This is a genomic window from Granulimonas faecalis (genome assembly GCF_022834715.1).
Taxonomy (GTDB): Bacteria; Actinomycetota; Coriobacteriia; order Coriobacteriales; family Atopobiaceae; genus Granulimonas; species Granulimonas faecalis.
Genome location: NZ_BQKC01000001.1, coordinates 77,074 through 94,800 on the forward strand (window position 1 = coordinate 77,074; position 17,727 = coordinate 94,800).

Sequence of the window (17,727 nt, forward strand, 5' to 3'; positions counted from 1 at the left end):
AAGCTGGGCTCTCCCGCCCCCTTACCTCACCTCGTCACCATCTGCGCCTGAAAGCGATTGAGGGTACCCTCAATCGCTTTCAGGCGAGAAAGAAGAGAGAGGGAGGGAAGGGGCGGGAGGGTCCAGCTTTTGTGAGAGCGACGGGTTTTTCAGCGGCTACTATGGAAAGGAAAACAGGAGGTTGAAACCGGCTCGCCAGGCCGCGCTGCGAAAGGGGCTCCATGGGTTCAAAAGACAAAGCAGCCATGAGTCCGTCCACCATGGCCCGCATAGCCATGATCGCCGCCCTCTATGGGGCGGCTACGTTGTTCTGCCTGATGTTCATGGGCGGCCTTGCCTGGGGGCCGGTGCAGCTGCGCCTCTCCGAGGCCCTCTGCGTCCTGGCGCTCTTCACCCCCGACGCCATACCGGGCCTCGCCTTGGGCTGCGCCGTGGCCAACGGCGCCAACATCGTGCTGGGCGGCACGGGCACCCTCGGGCTTCTCGACGTGGTCTTCGGCTCGGCAGCCACGGCCATCGGCGCCTGGGTCATGTGGCGATGGCGGGCGCACCCTTCCGTCGCGGTGCTCGGCCCTGTGGTGGCCAATGGCCTTATCGTTCCCGCGTACCTGCCTCTGCTTTTGGCGGGGCTGGGCTTCTATACCGTTCCGTTCACCTCGATCTCGCTCGAAGGGGCGTGGCCGGCCATGTACCTCTTTGGCCTGGTGTGCACCGGTGTGGGCGAGGCCGTGGTGATGTATGCCCTGGGCCTGCCCCTGTATCGTGCCCTTGAGCGCACGCCGCTTCCGGCCATGCTCGCCGGCGGCACCGACCCGCGCCCGATGGGAGGAACCCGGTGAACCCCGTCATCGTCATCCCGAGCTACTGGACCACCTCCGAGGAGGTCGTGGGCACCTACGACCACGCCACCCCCGTGGACGCCCCCGAGCCCGAGCTCGCACGCTGCCTGGAGTCCCTGGAGCAGGTGCGCGGCGTCATGCGGACCGTGGTCCTGCTTGTGGCCCCGCCCGAGGCCGCGGAGGCCGCCCGTGCGCGCGTGGACGCCATCTGTGCCGAGCACCCCAACCTCACGCCGCTCGTGGTGGGTGCGCCCGAGGCCCGTACGGTGCAGAACGCCGTCATCGCCGCCGCGCCCCGCCTGAGCGGCGAGACCGTGAGCCTGCGCGGCTACGGAGCCATCCGCAACCTCGGCCTCATGGTGGCCGCCATCCTCGCCCACGACGTCGTGGTCTTTCTCGACGATGACGAGGTGGCCCTCGGCCCCGACTTCCTCGTGGAGGCGGTCTACGGCCTGGGTCAGCTCACCCGCCAGAACCTCCCGGTGGCGGCCAAGAGCGGTTTCTTCGTCGACGCCGAGGGGTCCTGCCTCGCCAACGAGAGGCTCCCTTGGTACGACCGCGACTGGGACAAGAACATCGGCTTCAACCGCTGGATGAGGGCGGCCCAGGAGGGCACGCGCATCTCGCGCTCCAACTTCGCCTGCGGCGGGTGCATGGCCATCCACGCCGAGGCCTTCTCTCAGGTGGCCTTCGACCCCTACATCACCCGCGGCGAGGACATGGACTACCTCTTCAGCCTGCGGCTCTACGGCATGGACATGTGGTTCGACAACAAATGGTGCGTGCGCCACCTGCCGCCGTCGACGCCGCGGCCGGCCAACCGCTTCAAACAGAACGTCTTCCGGTGGCTCTACGAGCGCGCCAAGCTGGCCCATGCGGCCACCAAGCAGGACCTCAGTCAGGTCACCCCGGAGTCGCTCATGCCCTACCCGGGGCCGTGGGTCTCCGATGACCTCAACCGCCGCATCCGCAGCACCGCCCTGCGACGCGCCGTCGGTACCCGCGACCATGCCGAGTACCTGGCCGTCTGGGCTTCCGGCTACCGGGAGGCCCTCCAGAACGCCGAGCGCAACGCCCGCTCGTACCTCTCGTTCATGTCGTGGTGGCCCGCCATCGTCCAGCGCCTGTGGGGCGAGCGCGACCTCGCGGCGTGGCTCGTGGACCACGCCACGCCCCCCGGCGTGGCGGCCTACAACCCCTATGTCGGCGACGGCCCCTCCACCGCGGCCGCCACAGGCCCGGTTGGTGCCGGCGAGGGGGCGCCCTCCTGATGGCGCGACGCGACGGCCAGCACCACTACCTGGACAACTTCATCACCATCATCCTCGCCCTCTGCGTGTTCACCATGCTGATCCTCCTGGTGTGGGGCCTCGCCAAGGGCGAGCCTGTGGTGGCGGCTATCTCGGGCGTGGGCATCGTCGTGGTGATCTTCGCCGGCGCCGGCGCCTCAGGCGCGCCCGACTCTCTGCGCTCCCAGGCCACCGAGCGCACCTTGCGCACGGCGTCAACCACCCTCGAGTATCTGCGCGGGGGCCTCACCATGGAGGGATGCCGCGCCGTGTGCCAGCTCCTGCTCCCCGAGACCTGCGCCATGGCCGTGGCCATCACCGACCACGAGCGTGTCGTGGCCTACGTGGGTGAGTACGAGGAGGACTTCCCGCCGGGCAGTCTCATCTCCACCCAGGCCACCCGCGACGTGCTGGCCAGCGGCCGCATGCAGACCTTCTCGCTCGTGCGGCGCATCGACGAGGACGCCATGGCCAACCTCGACGCCGGCAGCCGCCTGCGCCTCATGGGCTTCATGCCGGCCGGCATCGTGGTGCCCCTCTCGGTGCGAGACCAGACCATCGGCACCCTCAAGTTCTACTACCGCGACTACAAGGACATCGATCACACCCAGTACGCCGTTGCCGAGGGCTTCGGCGAGCTGCTGGGCACCCAGCTGTCCTTCTACGAGCTGGAGCGCCAGGCCCAGCTCACGGCCCAGGCCGAGGTCAAGGCGCTCCAGGCCCAGATCAACCCGCATTTCCTGTTCAACACCCTCAACACCATCGCCGCCTTCACGCGCACCGACCCCATGCGGGCCCGCTCGCTGCTCAGGGAGTTCGCCACGTTCTACCGGCAGACGCTGGAGAATTCCGACTCCCTCATCCCGCTCGGGCGCGAGATCGAGCAGACACGCCGCTACCTCACGTTCGAGCACGCCCGGTTCGGCGAGGACCGCATCGTGGAGGTGGAGCACGTCGACCCCGACTGCCGGGCCGTGATGGTGCCCGCCTTCATCGTCCAGCCCATCGTGGAGAACGCGGTGCGTCACGCCATGCGCGAGGAGGGGGTGCTGCACATCGACATCCACGTCACCCGCGAGGACGGCGACGTGCTCATCGCCGTGGCCGACGACGGGGTGGGCATGGAGCAGGCGGCCGTGGACGCCATGCTCGCCAAGGCCGAGGGCTTCTCCACCGAGGAGAAGGGTACCGGCATCGCCCTGCGCAACGTCGCGGAGCGGCTGGAGCGCTTCTTCGGCGTGGGCTCGGGCGTGGACATCGTGAGCCGCCCCGACGAGGGCACCGTCGTCACGCTGCGCCTCGCCGCGGTGGAGGGTCCCGATCCCGACGGCGCCGACGTCCCGGAGGCCGCCGGAATTGGCAACGGGGTGCAATAACCCCTAAACTCGGGGGCGGAGACCCTGCCCCTTGTACCGCGAGGTGATTCCATGCTCAGTGCGATGATCGTAGACGACGAGGCCCCGGCCCGTTCCGAGCTCCGCTACATCTTGGAGGAGACCGGGCGCGTCGACGGCATCGACGAGGCCGCCAGTGCCCGCGAGGCCGTGGAGAAGATCATCGAGAACCGTCCCGACGTCCTGTTCCTGGACATCTCCATGCCCAAGACCACCGGCATGCAGCTGGCGGAGGCCCTCCACAAGCTCAAGAACCCGCCCGCGGTGGTGTTCGTCACCGCCTACAGCGAGTACGCCGTCAACGCCTTCGACGTCGATGCCGTGGACTACCTCATGAAGCCCGTGGAGACCGAGCGCTTGGGCACGGCTCTCGACAAGGTGGAAGCCCGCGCCGTCCCGGCCGCCCCCGCCTCCCACACCCCCCAGGAGCGCATCCCCGTCGAGAAGGGCGGCCGCAAGGTGCTCGTCCCGGTGGACCAGATCCGCTACATCGAGGCCAAGGACGACTACTCCTGCATCTACACCGACAACGACCGGTTCCTCTCCACCATCTCCCTCGCCCAGCTCGAGAACCGCCTGGCCCCCCACGGGTTCTTCCGCGTGCACCGGGGCTACATCGTCAACCTCGAGCACGTGGAGGACGTCGAGGTGGTGTCCAGCGGTACCCTGCAGCTGGGTCTCGACGGCATCCCCGACAAGAAGATCTCCGTCTCGCGCCGCCGTGTGGTCCAGCTCAAGCGCGCCCTGGGCATCTAGGACCGGCACCGAGAAGGAGGCACCCCCTTGCGCGAGATCCGCGTCGACATCGTCAGCGACACCCACGGCCTGATCACCGACGAGCTGCGTCATGAGCTCGCGGGGGCCGACGTCATCGTCCATGCCGGCGACATCACGTCGTCCTCCGACTACGCCCTGCTCAAATCCATCGCCACGGTGCACCTGTGCCTGGGCAACAACGACTGCACGGGCCAGTACGGTCCCGACATCAAGCGCAAGATGCGCTTCTCGGTGGACGGGGTCCGCTTCGAGGTGGCCCACTACCGAGACAAGCTCACGCCGGCTGCGGCCGACGTCTGCGTCTTCGGTCACACCCACCGTCCCTCCATCGAGCGCTCGCCCGAGGGCGGCCAGGTGCTCCGCCGCCGATGCGGCCGCACCGTGGGCGACCACGTGAACGTCACGGCGCTCCAAGACGGCTCGGAGCTGCTCTCCCGGCCCCAGGCCGTGGACGACGAGCCCGGCGCGTGGCTCATCAACCCCGGCAGCCCCACGCTGCCCCGCACGAGCCTGGGCCCCACCATGGCAAGGCTCTGGGTGCGCGACGGCCTCGTGGAGGACCCCCAGGTCATCCAGCTCCCCCTGAGCGAGGCCCAGGCGTCGAGCCCCTGGTTCTTCATGGGGGTGTAGGCGGCTGCAGGAACACGACGGACCCGAGGGGCCGCCGGGCGGGCAGCCCGCTCAGCGGCCCCTCTCCGTGCGCCGGTGCTTTGGCGCGGGTGGCACGTCGGGCGTGGTGTTCCACATGGCTGTGTCCATGGCGGGGTCGGGGCGTGTGGCCTTCTCGGGTGCGATGCGCGCGGTCAAGGCCGAGCTGTGGCGCGGGTTGGCGGGCTTGGGCAGGAAGAGCGGGGCCACGACGCGGGTGTAGAACGCCAGCCACACGAGCGAGACGCAGAAGCCGGCCACCACGTCGCTCGCGTAGTGGACACCCAGGTAGATACGGGAGAAGCCCACCATGAAGATGACGGCGCCAAAGAACAGGCTCCAGAGCACGCGCATGGTGCGGTCGCGCTCGTAGCGCCAGATCATCCACACCAAGAGCCCGAAGAACGCCATGGACACCATGGAGTGGCCGCTCGGGAAGCTGTAGCCCACCTCGGAGATGAGGCGGAAGCCGTCGGGGCGGGGCCGGTGCACGATGTACTTGAGCAGCTCGTTCAGGGCCACCACGAGCACGAGGTTGAGGGCGCAGCACCAGCCGGGGCGCCGCCCCGGGGCGAAGGCCGCCACGATGACCAGCATCACCAGCAGCGGGACCGGCGCGGCCAGGTTGGTGACGCTGGTCATGACGGGCGTGAGCCAGTCGGTGCGCATGTGGAGCACCACGAGCCAGTAGGCCAGCTGGTCCATGCGCACGATGTCCGAGAAGAGCACTTCCTCCAGGATGGCGATGAGGACGATGAGGGCGAGGCACACCACGATGGTGCGCCAGTGGTTGCGGCACAGCCTGGCGAACCTGGCGGTCCACGGGGTGCGGTGGCTCTGGGGCAACGGTGGCTCCTTCCTTGCGTGCCGTTCCGGATCGTGGTGATTATGGCCCTGTGGCCCCCGGGTGGCCCCGGGGTTTCCCCTGTCTTTCAGAGATGTCATCTCCCACCGGTGCCGGGCCATGAAAAAGGCGCCCCGCCGCCGGCGGGGCGCCTCGGCCTCTATGGGGCGCGGGCCTTACAGGTACTTGGCGATCTCCTGGGCGAGGACGTCGCGGGGCTGGGCGCCCACCATGGTGTGCACCGGCTTGCCGTCCTTGAACAGGATGAGCGTGGGGATGGACATGACCTGGAAGCGCACGGCCAGGTCCTGGTTCTCCTCGACGTTCACCTTGCAAACGTCCAGGACGTCGGCCATCTGGTCGGCGAGGTCCTCGACGATGGGGGAGAGCATGCGGCAGGGGCCGCACCAGCTGGCCCAGAAGTCCACGAGGACGGGCTTCTGGGCGTTGTTGATGGTCTCGTCGAAGTTCGCGGCGTTGAGCTCTTTGGCTGCCATGACAACCTCCTCGGTAAGGACGGGCCCCCGGGCCCGTCGCGCTGTGTTCTTGGGGTGTCTACCCCGTACCGCCCTCTTGCGATACCGTGGACGTGCCGGGGACGCCGGCCCATCTCCGGCTCTCCACGAATCGGCGGCCGGCACGGGGCGAGGAGGGGCCATGGAAGACACCCGGGGCAAGGTTCGCTCCCAATACGGGGCCAAGGCGCGCGAGGAGCTCGCGGCCCTCGAGGCCGCCGGCGCTGTGTTGGCGGGCAACGCCTACTCGAGCGTCCTGCTCGTCAAGGGCGAACCCGGCCCGGCCGAGCGCTCCGGCGGACCGCTCCTGTCCGGCCCCGACGGCACGGCGCTGAGGAGCGCCCTCGCGGCCCTGGGCTACGCCCCGGAGGACTGGTGCGCGGCGGCCGCGTGGGACCGCACGGGCGCCGCGGTGACGGCGGGGCTCATGAACCTCGTGGTCTCGACCCTCTCCCCGCTCACCGTGGTGGTGCTCGACGAGGCGGCATGTGCGGCGGTACGCGACGCCCTGGCCGCCGACCTCGTGGGCCTCGCCTCCATCGAGGAGGCCATGCTCAGCCCGGGTTGGCCGGTGCATACCCGGGGCATGCGCGTCATGGCCCTCGGCGGTTTCGAGGCCGCCCTCGACGACCCCGGCCGCAAGCGCGTCATGTGGGAGCGCCTCAAGCAGCTCCCCCCGCTCGACCAGCCGTTCTGAGGCCCGGCCCGAGGCCCGTGGCTTTGTAAAAAGCATATGAGTACCCACAGGCCGTCCGGCGCTCCACCTTTGGAGTAGGCTGAAGAAAATGATTGCGCGGGGGCCCTGCGACCCGCGAAGAGAAGGGAACAGCCATGGCCTTGCCCAAGCCCGTCGACGTCACCGAGATCCCCGAGTGGGCCGCCCTCCAGGAACACTTCGACCGCCTCCAGGAGGAGGGCGTCTCCCTCAAGAGATGGTTCGCCGACGACCCCGGCCGCGTGGCGTCCATGACCTTCGATGTCGAGGACCTGCGGTTCGACCTCTCCAAGAACCTTGTGACCGGGGAGACCCTCGACCTCCTCGTCAAGCTCGGCCGCGCTGTCGACCTCGAGGGGCGCTTCCGCTCCATGGTCTGCGGCGAGCACATCAACACCACCGAGGACCGTGCCGTGCTCCACACCGCCCTGCGCCGCCCCAAGGAGCAGTCCGGCTCCTTCGTGGTGGACGGCCAGGACGTCGTGGCCGACGTCCACGAGACCCTCGCCTCCATCTACGACTTCGCCGACAAGGTGCGCTCCGGTGCCTGGACCGGCGTCACCGGCCGCCCCATCGAGACCGTGGTGAACATCGGCATCGGCGGATCCGACCTCGGCCCGGCCATGGCCTACGAGGCCCTCAAGGTCTATGCCGACGCCGGTCTCACCGCCCGTTTCGTGAGCAACATCGACCCCAACGACATGGCCGAGAAGACCCGCGGCCTCGACCCCGAGACCACGCTGTTCATCGTGGTCTCCAAGACCTTCACCACCCTCGAGACCATCACCAACGCCCGCGAGGCCCGCACGTGGCTGCTCGAGGCCCTGCGCGACGCCGGCGCCATCGACGGCTCCGAGGACGCCGCCAAGGAGGCGGTGTCGCGCCACTTCGTGGCCGTCTCCACCAACCTCGAGTTGGTGGAGGAGTTCGGCATCGACCCCAAGAACGCCTTCGGCTTCTGGAACTGGGTCGGCGGCCGCTACTCCGTTGACTCCGCCGTGGGCACCGTCCTCGCCGTGGCGCTCGGCCCCGAGCGCTTCCAGGACTTCCTGGCCGGCATGCACGCCATGGACCACTACTTCGCCCACACGCCCCTCGAGGAGAACGCCGTCGCGCTCATGGGCCTCATCAACGTGTGGTACGTGGACTTCTTCAAGAGCTACAGCCACGCCGTGCTGCCCTACAACCAGTACCTCTCCCGCTTCCCGGCCTACCTTCAGCAGCTCACCATGGAGTCCAACGGCAAGTCCGTGCGCTGGGACGGCACGCCTGTGGACTGCCACACCGGCGAGGTCTTCTGGGGCGAGCCCGGCACCAACGGCCAGCACGCCTTCTACCAGCTGCTGCACCAGGGCACCTCGATGATCCCGGCCGACTTCATCGCCTTCGTCAACACGCCCAACCCCACCCGCGACGGAGAGCAGGACGTCCAGGAGCTCTTCCTCGGCAACTTCCTGGCCCAGACCAAGGCCCTGGCCTTCGGCAAGACGGCCGACGAGGTGCGCGCCGAGGGCACGCCCGAAGAGATCGTGCCCGCCCGCGTCTTCGAGGGCAACCGTCCCTCCACGTCCATCTTCGGCGTGGCCCTCACGCCCTTCTCCCTGGGCGAGCTCATCGCGCTCTATGAGCACATCACCTTCGTCGAGGGCACCGTCTGGGGCATCGACTCCTACGACCAGTGGGGCGTCGAGCTGGGCAAGCAGCTCGCCAAGCAGATCACCCCGGCCCTCTCGGAGTCCGATGCGGCCCTCGCCGAGCAGGACGCCTCCACCCGGAGCCTCATCGAGTTCTACCGCGAGAACCGCACCTGGTAGGGGCCTGCCCCGGGCACCGCAGCAACCTCGGGACCCCGCCGCACCTCCCTGCGGCGGGGTCCTTTTGTGCAGGGGGCCGTGGGGCCGCGGTGGGAACCATCCCGCACCGGGCGGGTCGCCGGCCGTGGCGGGTAGAATGGGAGGAATCCGGGAGCGCCGGACCCGGCGCGCAGTCGACCAAGGAGGCCCCGTGGCACAGCTCATCGACATCCAGAAGGTGGTCGTCGGACCCAAAGACCTCACGGCCACGGTGCGCGTCGCCGAGGGCGCACCCCTCATGACGAGCGAGGACGTCGAGGCCACGGCCCATGTCTACTGGCTCATGCCCCAGGTCGCGTCCCACGCCTGCCTCGGCGACGCCGCCCCCACCTTCCAGGACGTCATGGGCGACACCGAGCTCGCCCACCTGCTCGAGCACGTGACGGTGGAGCTCCTCGCCCGCACGAACATGGCGGGCGACATCGCCTGCGGCCGCACCCGCGCCACGGACGACGGGCGTACCTGGGAGGTCTCGTTCCCGTGCCCCGACGACGTGCTGGTGACCGGCGCCCTCTCGAGCGCCGCGTGGATCCTCCAGTGGGCCTTCGCGGGGGCCAACCCCGCCACCGAGCCCGATGTGGACGCCATCGTGGAGGGTCTGGCCCAGCTCGTGCAGGCCGCCTACGCCACGGCCGGCGACGGGGCGGGGCCCGCCGAGGACGCCGAGGGCGACCCCGAGCCCGAGGGTGAGCCCGCCGGGGGCGACGCCGTCCCAGACGCCGTGGCGGAGGAGGCCGAGGGGCCCCTCGCCTGACGTCCCGGCTGTTTATTGTCGGGGAAACGCGCGGCCCTGGCCGTCTTCCGGTAAACCGCGCCTAAACTGGGGTATAGCACCAACTCGAACACGGGCCTCTGTGCCCTCGAAGCAGCATTCGGAAGGCGCTCGGGCGCCAAAGGAGGAAGTGTCATGAGCAACGCTAACGGTGGTCTCGGGTTCGTCTTCGGCGCGGTCATCGGCGCCGGCATCGGTGCGGTGGCCGGCCTGCTTCTGGCCCCCCGTTCCGGCGAGGAGACCCGCGCCATGGCCGCGGACTCCATGAGCGACGTGTGGGACAAGGCGGTCGACGCCTACGAGAAGGGCGCCAATCAGGTGGCCAGCAAGATCAACTCCGTGACCCCCACGGTCAACGCCAAGACCGACGAGCTCCGCGCCAAGGTGGACCTGGCCCGCGAGCGTGTTGACCAGCTCCGCTCCACCCTGTCCGACTCCGTGAACCAGGCCTCTGCCAACGTGCAGGACGCCATCAACACGGTGGCCAGCAAGGCCGACGACGCCGCCGAGAGGGCCGAGGCCGCTGCCGCCGACGTCAAGGTGGAGAACGTCGAGGCCTAAGGACGCCCCAAGGGTGCCCGGCCCGAGGGTGCCGGGCGACCGGGCATGTCCGAGACACCCCGCCGGACCTGTGGGCCCGGCGGGGTTTTTCTTGCCGGAACGCCATGGTGGCAGTGTCGCGCATAGCGTCCGGCCGGGTTATGATGGCCCTAGTCGCAACGGCTCGAACGATGGGATTGTTGATGCTAACCATGGAGCAGCTCGTGGGCCAGAAGGTGTTCGTGCCCCGCCCCGATGGCAGACGCACCAAGGCGGACGGCACCCCGGCTCCCCCCAAGCGCATCGGCAAGGTGCACAACCTCGTCTTCTCCCCGGAGGGCACCTCCGTGGTGGGCCTCATGGTCAAGCGCCCCGACGTGGCCGGCATGGTCAAGCGCGACGACCTGTTCGTGGCGCTCGACGCCGTGGGCACGTTCGAGGGCGGCATGCTCGTGGACGAGGCCGGCACGGGCGACGGCGCCGCCGAGGTGCGGGGCCTGGACCTCGACCGCTGCATCATCTGGGGCGGCATGGACGTCGCCACCCGCTCGGGCCGCCAGCTCGGTTACGTGACCGATGTGCAGTTTGACTACGGCACCGGTGCGGTGGACACGGTCTACGTGACCGACGGCGCCGTGGCCGCCTCCATGGTGGGCTCGGTGCCGGTGCCGGGCGCCATGCTCGTGGGGTACTCCAAGGGCTTCATGGTGGTGGCCGACGAGGCCGCCGACCTCGCGCTCACCGGCGGCCTGGCCGCCAAGGCGGGGGAGGGCCTCGCCCATGCCAGGATCGCCGGCAAGGAGGCCGCGAGCAAGGCCGGCGCCGCGGCGGGCAAGGCCGTAGACAAGGGCTCGTTCGCCCTCGGCCGCGCCCTGGGCTCGGCCAGGCGCTCCATCGCCGAGGCCATGGCCGACGACGGCTCCGACGACCCGCTTCCCAGCGCGGCCGCCGAGGCCGTGCGCGTGGAGGCCCCCGCCGAGCCCAAGGCCGTGCCCGGCGAGGCCGGCGAGCCGCCGCTCTACGCCCCTGCGGGCACGGGGGACGCCCCCGAGGCCGCAGGGGCCGGCCCGGCCCCCAAGGAGGAGCCCGGATCCGGGTCCGCCGGGAACGACACCGCCGCCCGGGCCGCCAAGGCCGTGGGACGCCAGCTCGGCAAGACCCAGGGGATGTTCAAGTCCTTTCTCAAGGAGTTCGAAGAGGCCAGCAAGTAGCGGGCCTACGCCATAGACGTGGCGTGAGGCCACGGGATCGGAAACGGTGCGCACCATGAAGCACAGCAAAGACAACGACCGGCGCGTGGCGAGTCACATGGCCCGCAAGGCATCGCGTCGCAGCGACGCCCCCGCGCCTGCCCACGCCGCGTCGGCCGGGCAGGGGAAGGCCACCCACCCCGCCGGGGCCGCCGCCGGCAAGGCGCAGGCCGCCGCGGCCTCGGAGCCCGTCACCCGCCCCGCGGCCGAGAACCCCTACATCCCGCCCGCGGAGGCCTCCGCCGGCGCCCAGACCGGCTACCGCGCCCCTGAGCCCAACCCCGTGCTCTCGAGCGACGCCCCCATCGGCCACACCGACCTCGGCTTCAAGCCCGTGCGCGAGCAGCCCGGCTCGGGCCGCCGCCGCCTCGATCCCAAGAAGCGCAACCGCGCCATCCTCGTGATCGTGCTGGTGTTCGCGCTCATCGGCGCCATGGCGCTCGTCTCGTGGCTCAACCGCAGCGTCACGTTCAGCCTCAACGGGTCCGACGCCACCGTGAAGGTGGGCACCACCATCAAGCAGCTCATGGCCGACAAGGGCCTCTCCTACACCCCCGGCGACATGCTCAGCGTCAAGGGCGAGGTGCTCAAGCAGGGCGAGGGCAACCCCTTCTCGGCCAAGGTGGGCGACAGCGACCTTTCCGTGGACGACGCCCGCGCCTACCGCATCCAGGGCGGCGAGACCATCGAGCTGGGCGACGGCACCGACACCACCGAGCCCTACACCACCCAGGTGCAGGAGGAGCAGCCCAAGCTCGTCATGGACGGCACCTGGGGCGCCGTGAGCTACGTGAGCCAGTGGGGCCAGGTGGGCAAGGTGGAGATGCGCACCGGCTCCATCTCCGGCGAGACCGCCCAGGGCGACGTCATCCAGGAGGTCCAGAACTGCGTCATCACCGTCCGCAACGTGGAGCCCAAGGACGGCGAGAAGCTCGTGGCCCTCACCTTCGACGACGGCCCCTCCGAGTACACCCAGAAGTACCTGGACATCCTCAAGCAGTACGACGCCAAGGCCACCTTCTTCAACCTCGGCGAGAACATCGCCAACTACCCCGACCAGGCCAAGGCCATCGTCGACGCCGGCTGCCAGCTGGCCAGCCACACCCAGACGCACCAGCAGCTGCCCACCCTGGGCGCCGAGAAGCTCCAGTCCGAGCTCAAGGCCACGTTCGACGAGATCGAGAAGGCCACGGGCGTCAAGACCACGGTCATCCGCCCGCCCTACGGCGACTTCAAGGAGCGCACCTGGCTGGAGAGCGGCGGGCTCATGAGCCTCTCGGTGCTCTGGAACCAGGACTCCCTCGACTGGAAGCGGCCCGGCGCCTCCACCATCGTGGACAACTCGCTGGTCAACATCACGCCGGGGTCCATCATCCTCATGCACGACGGCGGCGGGAACCGCGACCAGGACGTGGAGGCCCTGCCCACCATCATCCAGCGCCTCCAGGCCGACGGCTACAAGCTCGTGACCGTCGACGAGCTCCTGGCCAGCGACCCCAACGTGCCCGAGGACATTGCCACCGGCGACGCCACGGTGCCCGAGGGCTGCGTGTGGCCCACCGAGCTCGGCGACGCCTAGGGGCCCCGTGGGTATCGCTCAGCGCATAGAGGCGAGCATCGACGCCGCCTCGTGCATGCACCTGCTCGACCGCGAGCCGCGGGAGCAGGCGGCCGACTGGTGCTACCGGGTGCTGCTCCACAACATCCAGATGCTGTACATGCCGCCGGGCTCCATCCTGCGGGAACCGGACCTCGCCGCGCGCATGGGGGTCTCCCGGACGCCGGTGCACGAGGCGGTCAAGCGGCTCGTCGAGGCGCACCTGGTCTTCGTGGCGCCCAAGCGGGCCACGTTCGTCTCCCTCATCGACATGGACGTCCACGCCCAGGGGCGCTTCGCCCGCACGGCGGTGGAACCCCTGCTCATCGCCAAGCTGCAGGGCCGGCTCACGCCTGGGCAGCATGCCGACTACGAGGCCAACATCGCCCGGCAGGCGGAGATGGCCCGCCTGGGCGCCAACCCGCGCGACGTGGTGACCGTGGACGACGAGTTCCACCACCTGCTCTACACCCACACCGGTAACGAGCTGGTGTGGGAGGCCAACCGCATGGTGTCGGCGCAGTTCGACCGTGTGCGCTACATGGGCCTGGTCCTGGGCTACGAGCACCTCATGGTGGGGGAGCACGACTTCCTCCTCGACATCCTCGAGACCGGCGACGTGCCCGTGGTGGATATCTACGACATGGTGGACGCCCATCTCAAGGGTTATCGCCGCTTCATCGACCGCCTGACGGCGGACCACCCCGACTACTTCGCCTAGGGGCCTTCGTTTCCCGGGGCCGCGGCGCCCGCATCGGCGGAGGCAATTCGAACGGGGGTGTGTATCTGGCGATACACACCCCCGTTCTCAGATGCCTCCTTATGATGCGGGCGCCGCGGCCTGAGCTGTGACCCCGTTGCTCCACCTGGGAGATGTCGAACCTTCGTCCCGTTGGTCGGACACCTCGGGTGTCACACGCCGCCGTGGCGCGTCGTTCCCGGCAGCGAGCGCCTACCGCACCAGGGCCGCCGCCTCGCGCACCAGGCGCTCCACGGTGGCGAAGTCGCCGGCGGCCACCACGTCGGCCGGGGCCACCCAGGTGCCGCCCACGCAGAAGACGTTGGGGGCGTCCAGGTACTCGTGGGCGTTGCCCGGCTTCACGCCGCCGGTGCACATGAACTTGACGCCGGGGAAGGGGCCGTTCATGGCGTGCAGCATGGCGGTGCCGCCCACCACGGAGGCGGGGAAGAGCTTCACATGGTCCACGCCCAGGTCGATGGCGCGCACGACCTCGCTCGGGGTGGCGAGGCCCGGAACCACGGGGACCTCGTGGCGCACGCACCAGCGCACGGAGTCCTCGGCGATGCCCGGGCTCACGATGAACTTGGCGCCGGTCTCCACGGCGGCCTCGGTGGTGGGCACGTCGATGACGGTGCCGGCGCCCACGAGCAGGTCGGGCACCTCCTCTGCCATGCGGCGGATGCACTCGGCGGCGCAGGGCGTGCGGAACGTGACCTCGGCCGCGGGCAGTCCGCCGGCCACGAGGGCGCGGCCCAGGGGCACGGCGAACTCCGGGTTGTCGATGGTGATGACGGGGATGATGCCGATCTGCTCGAACCGGTCGAGCACGGCGGTGACTGCGGGGTTGTCCTTGTACATGCTTACTCCTTGACGGGGGTGTGGGCCGGGTCGGCCATGAAGGCGTCGAGCTGCTCGCGGGTGGGCAGCCCCTCGTTGTCGCCGCGGCTGGTGAGCTGGATGGCGCCGATGGCGCAGCCGCGCGTGACGGCCTGCTCAACGTCCTGGCCCTCGAGCAGGGCCGAGATGACGCCGGCCGCGAAGCCGTCGCCGGCGCCCACGGTGTCCACGATCTCGTCTACCTGGAAGCCGGGCACATAGCCCTCGCGCCCGTCCTCGCAGGCGTAGTAGGCGCCGTCGGCCCCCAGTTTCACCACCACGAGCTTGGAGCCGGCCTCGAGGTAGCGGGCCGCGGCCTCGCGCTCGTCGCGGGTGCCGAGGAGCACCTCGCACTCGTTGATGCCGGGCAGGAAGATGTCGGACAGCGCCGCCAGAGTGTTGGTGGTCTCGACCATGGTCCGAGTGTCGGGCCAGAGCTGCGGGCGCAGGTTGCAGTCGAACGACACGGTCACGCCGGCGTCTCGGGCCTTGCCCATGAGGTCGAGGGTGGCGGCGCGGCAGAGGTCGGAGAGGGCCGGCAGGATGCCGGTGAGGTGCACCATGGCGCACTCGGACAGGTCGATGCCGGCGAGGTCCTCGGGGGAGAGGGTGCTGGCGGCGGAGCCTGCGCGGAAGTAGTAGATCTCGGGGTCGCCCTCGGTCACCTGGCTCTTGAGCATGAAGCCCGTGTTGCGCTCGTCGGTCTTGATCACCATCTTGGTGTCGATGCCGATCTCGTCCATGGACTTGACGATGCGGGCCCCGAAGGGGTCGGGGCCGAGCTTGGTGAGGAAGGCCGCCTCGTGCCCCAGGCGGGTGAGGCCCACGGCAACGTTGAACTCGGCCCCGGCCACGGCAAACGTGTAGCTGCCCACCGAGTCGAGCGGGCCGGGGTTGTCGGCGATGAACAGGCCCATGGGCTCACCCACGAGCAGGACCTTGTCGGACATGGTGCGACTCCTTTCGCATAGGTGCCCCTCTGGGCTCAGCGCTTATATATTTCCACTCATGGGGAGCGATGGGGACGAGAATCGCGGTTTTTTGCCAAAGGCCCCTCATTTTTCTGTGAACGTTATCGCGTGAGAACAACCTGAAAAGAAGCGAGCTGAGAAGCCCATAAAACCACAGTTGAAATGACGTAGATGCTAGGAACTGTCCAGCATCTATAAATGATATTGAAAAAGAGCTCGAACTACCGTCCACGGAGGGAAATATACCGTCTGCCGTCTGAACCACACCTAAGGGGACATGCATAGAAATATATAACCAGACACCGGGCCTGGCCGACACAGGCCCGCGACCCCAGAGGAGGAACAGATGACTTCCCTTTTCGACCTCACCGGCAAGAAGGCCATCGTCACCGGAGGCACCCGCGGTCTCGGCCGCGGCATCGCCGAGGGCCTCATGGAGGCCGGCGCCTCCGTCACCATCTTCGGCACCGGCGAGTCCGCCAAGACCGTGGCCGACGAGTTCTGCAAGAAGGGCTTCGACTGCCGCGGCATCATCGTGGACATCGGCGACCGCGTGGCGTGCAAGGAGGCCTACGACGAGGCCGTGGCTGCCATGGACGGCCTCGACATCCTCGTCAACTGCGCCGGCGTGCAGTCCCGCCACCCCTCCGAGGAGTTCCCCTTCGAGGACTGGGACTGGGTCATCAACGTGAACCTCAACGCCACGTTCGAGCTCTGCCAGCTGGCCGGCAACACCTTCATCGCCCAGGGTCACGGCAAGATCATCAACCTCGCCTCCATGCTCTCCTTCTTCGGCGGCTTCACCGTCCCGGCCTACGCCGCCTCCAAGGGCGCCGTCGCGCAGCTCACCAAGGCCCTCTGCAACGAGTGGGCCTCCAAGGGCATCAATGTCAACGCCATCGCCCCCGGGTACATGGCCACCGACATGAACGCCGCCCTCACCGACCCCGAGAACCCCCGCTACAAGGAGATCACCGACCGCATCCCGGCCCACCGCTGGGGCACCGGCGACGACATGAAGGGCGCCGCGATCTTCCTGGCCTCCGCCGCCTCCGACTACCTCAACGGCGCGGTCATCCCCGTCGACGGCGGCTACCTCGTCAAGTAGGCCCCCCTGAACAAGCCCCCGGAAGGAGCCCCTGGACCATGCAGGTCATCATCACCGACAACGATCACGCCGACATCGACACCGAGCGCCGCATCCTGGAGGAGGCCGACGTGCCCTTCCGCCTCGAGCAGTGCGCCACCGAGGACGACGTCATCGAGCGCTGCGCCGACGGCGAGATCTTCCTCAACCAGTACGCCCCCATCACGCGCCGCGTCGTGGAGGCCCTGCCCAACCTCAAGCTCGTGGTGCGCTACGGCGTGGGCGTCAACAACGTGGACGTCGAGGCCTGCACCGAGCACGGCGTGCAGGTGGAGAACGTGCCCGACTACGGCATGAACGAGGTGGCCGACCAGGCCATCGCCCTCATGATGGCCCTCCTGCGCAAGGTGGTCCTCATGAACGACCGTACCAAGACCGAGGGCTGGGACTACACCCGCTCGGTGCCCGTGCACCGCCTCTCCGAGCTCACCTGCGGCGTCATTGGCCTCGGCCGCATCGGCCGCGAGTTCGCCAAGCGCGCCCACGCTCTGGGCATGAAGGTGATCGGCTACGACCCCTACTTCACCCCCGGCGAGGAGTTCTCCTTCGTGGAGCAGGTGGACCTCGACGACCTCATGGGCCGCTCCGACGTCATCTCCGTGCACTGCCCGCCCGAGCACGCCATGGACATGTTCAACAAGGACGCCTTCGCCCGCATGAAGGACACCGCCTACCTCATCAACGTGGCCCGCGGCGGCATCGTCAACGAGGCCGACCTCGAGGTGGCCCTCACCGAGGGGCAGATCGCCGGCGCCGCCCTCGACTGCATGGAGAACGAGCCCGCGGCCCCGGGCAACCCCCTGTTCGCCCACGAGAACCTCCTCGTCACGCCCCACATGGCCTGGTACTCCGAGGAGGCCGCCGACGAGCTCAACACCAAGGTGGCCGAGGAGGCCGTGGCCTTCGCCTGCGGCGAGCCCATCCGCTACCCCGTCAACCACCTGGACTAACCCCGAGG

General features: G+C 69.1%; 18 protein-coding genes. 14 read left to right on the forward strand and 4 right to left on the reverse strand.

Annotated features, from left to right (window positions below; translation table 11 throughout):
* The first annotated feature begins 245 nt into the window (after positions 1-245).
* The 5 genes from OR600_RS00345 to OR600_RS00365 are packed head-to-tail and all read left to right on the forward strand — an operon-like array spanning position 246 to position 4,929.
* Complete coding sequence (locus OR600_RS00345) at positions 246-839, forward strand: QueT transporter family protein (RefSeq protein ID WP_168354020.1); 594 nt, start codon at positions 246-248, stop codon at positions 837-839.
* Entirely contained in the window at positions 836-2,110 is a 1,275-nt protein-coding gene (locus OR600_RS00350; protein ID WP_265590427.1) for a glycosyltransferase, read from the forward strand. The genes OR600_RS00345 and OR600_RS00350 overlap by 4 nt, the downstream gene beginning before the upstream one ends.
* Positions 2,110-3,504, forward strand: coding sequence for a histidine kinase (locus tag OR600_RS00355; protein ID WP_135977926.1), 1,395 nt, complete (start codon positions 2,110-2,112; stop codon positions 3,502-3,504). Before OR600_RS00350 ends, OR600_RS00355 begins: the two co-directional genes overlap by 1 nt.
* Positions 3,505-3,555: 51 nt before the next feature.
* Positions 3,556-4,278, forward strand: coding sequence for a LytR/AlgR family response regulator transcription factor (locus OR600_RS00360; protein ID WP_265590428.1), 723 nt, complete (start codon positions 3,556-3,558; stop codon positions 4,276-4,278).
* A gap of 27 nt (positions 4,279-4,305) precedes the next feature.
* Positions 4,306-4,929, forward strand: a complete 624-nt coding sequence (locus tag OR600_RS00365; protein ID WP_204407603.1) for a metallophosphoesterase family protein — start codon at positions 4,306-4,308, stop codon at positions 4,927-4,929.
* Positions 4,930-4,980: 51 nt separating this feature from the next.
* On the opposite strand, the gene OR600_RS00370 is transcribed toward OR600_RS00365, so the two are convergent.
* Both OR600_RS00370 and trxA read right to left on the reverse strand, forming a co-directional pair.
* The gene (locus OR600_RS00370) at positions 4,981-5,793 is read right to left on the reverse strand and encodes a phosphatase PAP2 family protein (protein ID WP_251164209.1); all 813 of its coding nucleotides are present in this window, start codon (positions 5,791-5,793) and stop codon (positions 4,981-4,983) included.
* A gap of 174 nt (positions 5,794-5,967) precedes the next feature.
* The gene (gene trxA, locus OR600_RS00375) at positions 5,968-6,288 is read right to left on the reverse strand and encodes a thioredoxin (protein WP_135977929.1); all 321 of its coding nucleotides are present in this window, start codon (positions 6,286-6,288) and stop codon (positions 5,968-5,970) included.
* Between the two features lie 160 nt (positions 6,289-6,448).
* Between trxA and OR600_RS00380 the strand changes: the two genes are divergently transcribed.
* The 7 genes from OR600_RS00380 (at position 6,449) to OR600_RS00410 (ending at position 13,754) form a co-directional block, all read left to right on the forward strand.
* A complete protein-coding gene (locus tag OR600_RS00380) occupies positions 6,449-7,003 on the forward strand; it encodes a hypothetical protein (protein WP_135977930.1) in 555 nt (184 codons plus the stop codon).
* Between the two features lie 134 nt (positions 7,004-7,137).
* Positions 7,138-8,835 (forward strand): glucose-6-phosphate isomerase, encoded by a 1,698-nt coding sequence (pgi, locus tag OR600_RS00385; protein ID WP_135977931.1) that lies wholly within the window; start codon positions 7,138-7,140, stop codon positions 8,833-8,835.
* A 190-nt stretch (positions 8,836-9,025) separates the two neighbouring features.
* Entirely contained in the window at positions 9,026-9,628 is a 603-nt protein-coding gene (locus tag OR600_RS00390; RefSeq protein ID WP_135977932.1) for a cyanophycin synthetase family protein, read from the forward strand.
* Between the two features lie 153 nt (positions 9,629-9,781).
* Complete coding sequence (locus OR600_RS00395; protein ID WP_135977933.1) at positions 9,782-10,207, forward strand: YtxH domain-containing protein; 426 nt, start codon at positions 9,782-9,784, stop codon at positions 10,205-10,207.
* Positions 10,208-10,389: 182 nt separating this feature from the next.
* On the forward strand, positions 10,390-11,397 hold the full coding sequence (locus tag OR600_RS00400) for a PRC-barrel domain-containing protein (protein WP_135977934.1): 1,008 nt from the start codon (positions 10,390-10,392) through the stop codon (positions 11,395-11,397).
* Between the two features lie 55 nt (positions 11,398-11,452).
* The gene (locus OR600_RS00405) at positions 11,453-13,015 is read left to right on the forward strand and encodes a polysaccharide deacetylase family protein (RefSeq protein WP_265590429.1); all 1,563 of its coding nucleotides are present in this window, start codon (positions 11,453-11,455) and stop codon (positions 13,013-13,015) included.
* Positions 13,016-13,022: 7 nt separating this feature from the next.
* Entirely contained in the window at positions 13,023-13,754 is a 732-nt protein-coding gene (locus tag OR600_RS00410; protein WP_135977935.1) for a GntR family transcriptional regulator, read from the forward strand.
* A gap of 231 nt (positions 13,755-13,985) precedes the next feature.
* On the opposite strand, the gene eda is transcribed toward OR600_RS00410, so the two are convergent.
* A complete protein-coding gene (eda, locus tag OR600_RS00415; protein WP_265590431.1) occupies positions 13,986-14,633 on the reverse strand; it encodes a bifunctional 4-hydroxy-2-oxoglutarate aldolase/2-dehydro-3-deoxy-phosphogluconate aldolase in 648 nt (215 codons plus the stop codon).
* 2 nt (positions 14,634-14,635) lie between these two features.
* Positions 14,636-15,601, reverse strand: a complete 966-nt coding sequence (locus tag OR600_RS00420) for a sugar kinase (RefSeq protein WP_265590432.1) — start codon at positions 15,599-15,601, stop codon at positions 14,636-14,638.
* Between the two features lie 367 nt (positions 15,602-15,968).
* Between OR600_RS00420 and OR600_RS00425 the strand changes: the two genes are divergently transcribed.
* Both OR600_RS00425 and OR600_RS00430 read left to right on the forward strand, forming a co-directional pair.
* Positions 15,969-16,730: an SDR family NAD(P)-dependent oxidoreductase gene (locus tag OR600_RS00425; protein WP_135977938.1), complete on the forward strand. Its 762-nt coding sequence runs from the start codon at positions 15,969-15,971 to the stop codon at positions 16,728-16,730.
* Positions 16,731-16,768: 38 nt separating this feature from the next.
* On the forward strand, positions 16,769-17,719 hold the full coding sequence (locus OR600_RS00430) for a C-terminal binding protein (RefSeq protein ID WP_135977939.1): 951 nt from the start codon (positions 16,769-16,771) through the stop codon (positions 17,717-17,719).
* Positions 17,720-17,727 lie beyond the last annotated feature (8 nt).

Coding starts and splice junctions, on each gene's coding strand:
- OR600_RS00345 (WP_168354020.1), top strand. CDS start 246: ATGAGTCCGTCCACCATGGCCCGCATAGCCATGATCGCCGCCCTCTAT.
- OR600_RS00355 (WP_135977926.1), top strand. CDS start 2,110: ATGGCGCGACGCGACGGCCAGCACCACTACCTGGACAACTTCATCACC.
- OR600_RS00360 (WP_265590428.1), top strand. CDS start 3,556: ATGCTCAGTGCGATGATCGTAGACGACGAGGCCCCGGCCCGTTCCGAG.
- trxA (WP_135977929.1), bottom strand. CDS start 6,288: ATGGCAGCCAAAGAGCTCAACGCCGCGAACTTCGACGAGACCATCAAC.
- OR600_RS00380 (WP_135977930.1), top strand. CDS start 6,449: ATGGAAGACACCCGGGGCAAGGTTCGCTCCCAATACGGGGCCAAGGCG.
- pgi (WP_135977931.1), top strand. CDS start 7,138: ATGGCCTTGCCCAAGCCCGTCGACGTCACCGAGATCCCCGAGTGGGCC.
- OR600_RS00395 (WP_135977933.1), top strand. CDS start 9,782: ATGAGCAACGCTAACGGTGGTCTCGGGTTCGTCTTCGGCGCGGTCATC.
- OR600_RS00400 (WP_135977934.1), top strand. CDS start 10,390: ATGCTAACCATGGAGCAGCTCGTGGGCCAGAAGGTGTTCGTGCCCCGC.
- OR600_RS00405 (WP_265590429.1), top strand. CDS start 11,453: ATGAAGCACAGCAAAGACAACGACCGGCGCGTGGCGAGTCACATGGCC.
- eda (WP_265590431.1), bottom strand. CDS start 14,633: ATGTACAAGGACAACCCCGCAGTCACCGCCGTGCTCGACCGGTTCGAG.
- OR600_RS00420 (WP_265590432.1), bottom strand. CDS start 15,601: ATGTCCGACAAGGTCCTGCTCGTGGGTGAGCCCATGGGCCTGTTCATC.
- OR600_RS00425 (WP_135977938.1), top strand. CDS start 15,969: ATGACTTCCCTTTTCGACCTCACCGGCAAGAAGGCCATCGTCACCGGA.
- OR600_RS00430 (WP_135977939.1), top strand. CDS start 16,769: ATGCAGGTCATCATCACCGACAACGATCACGCCGACATCGACACCGAG.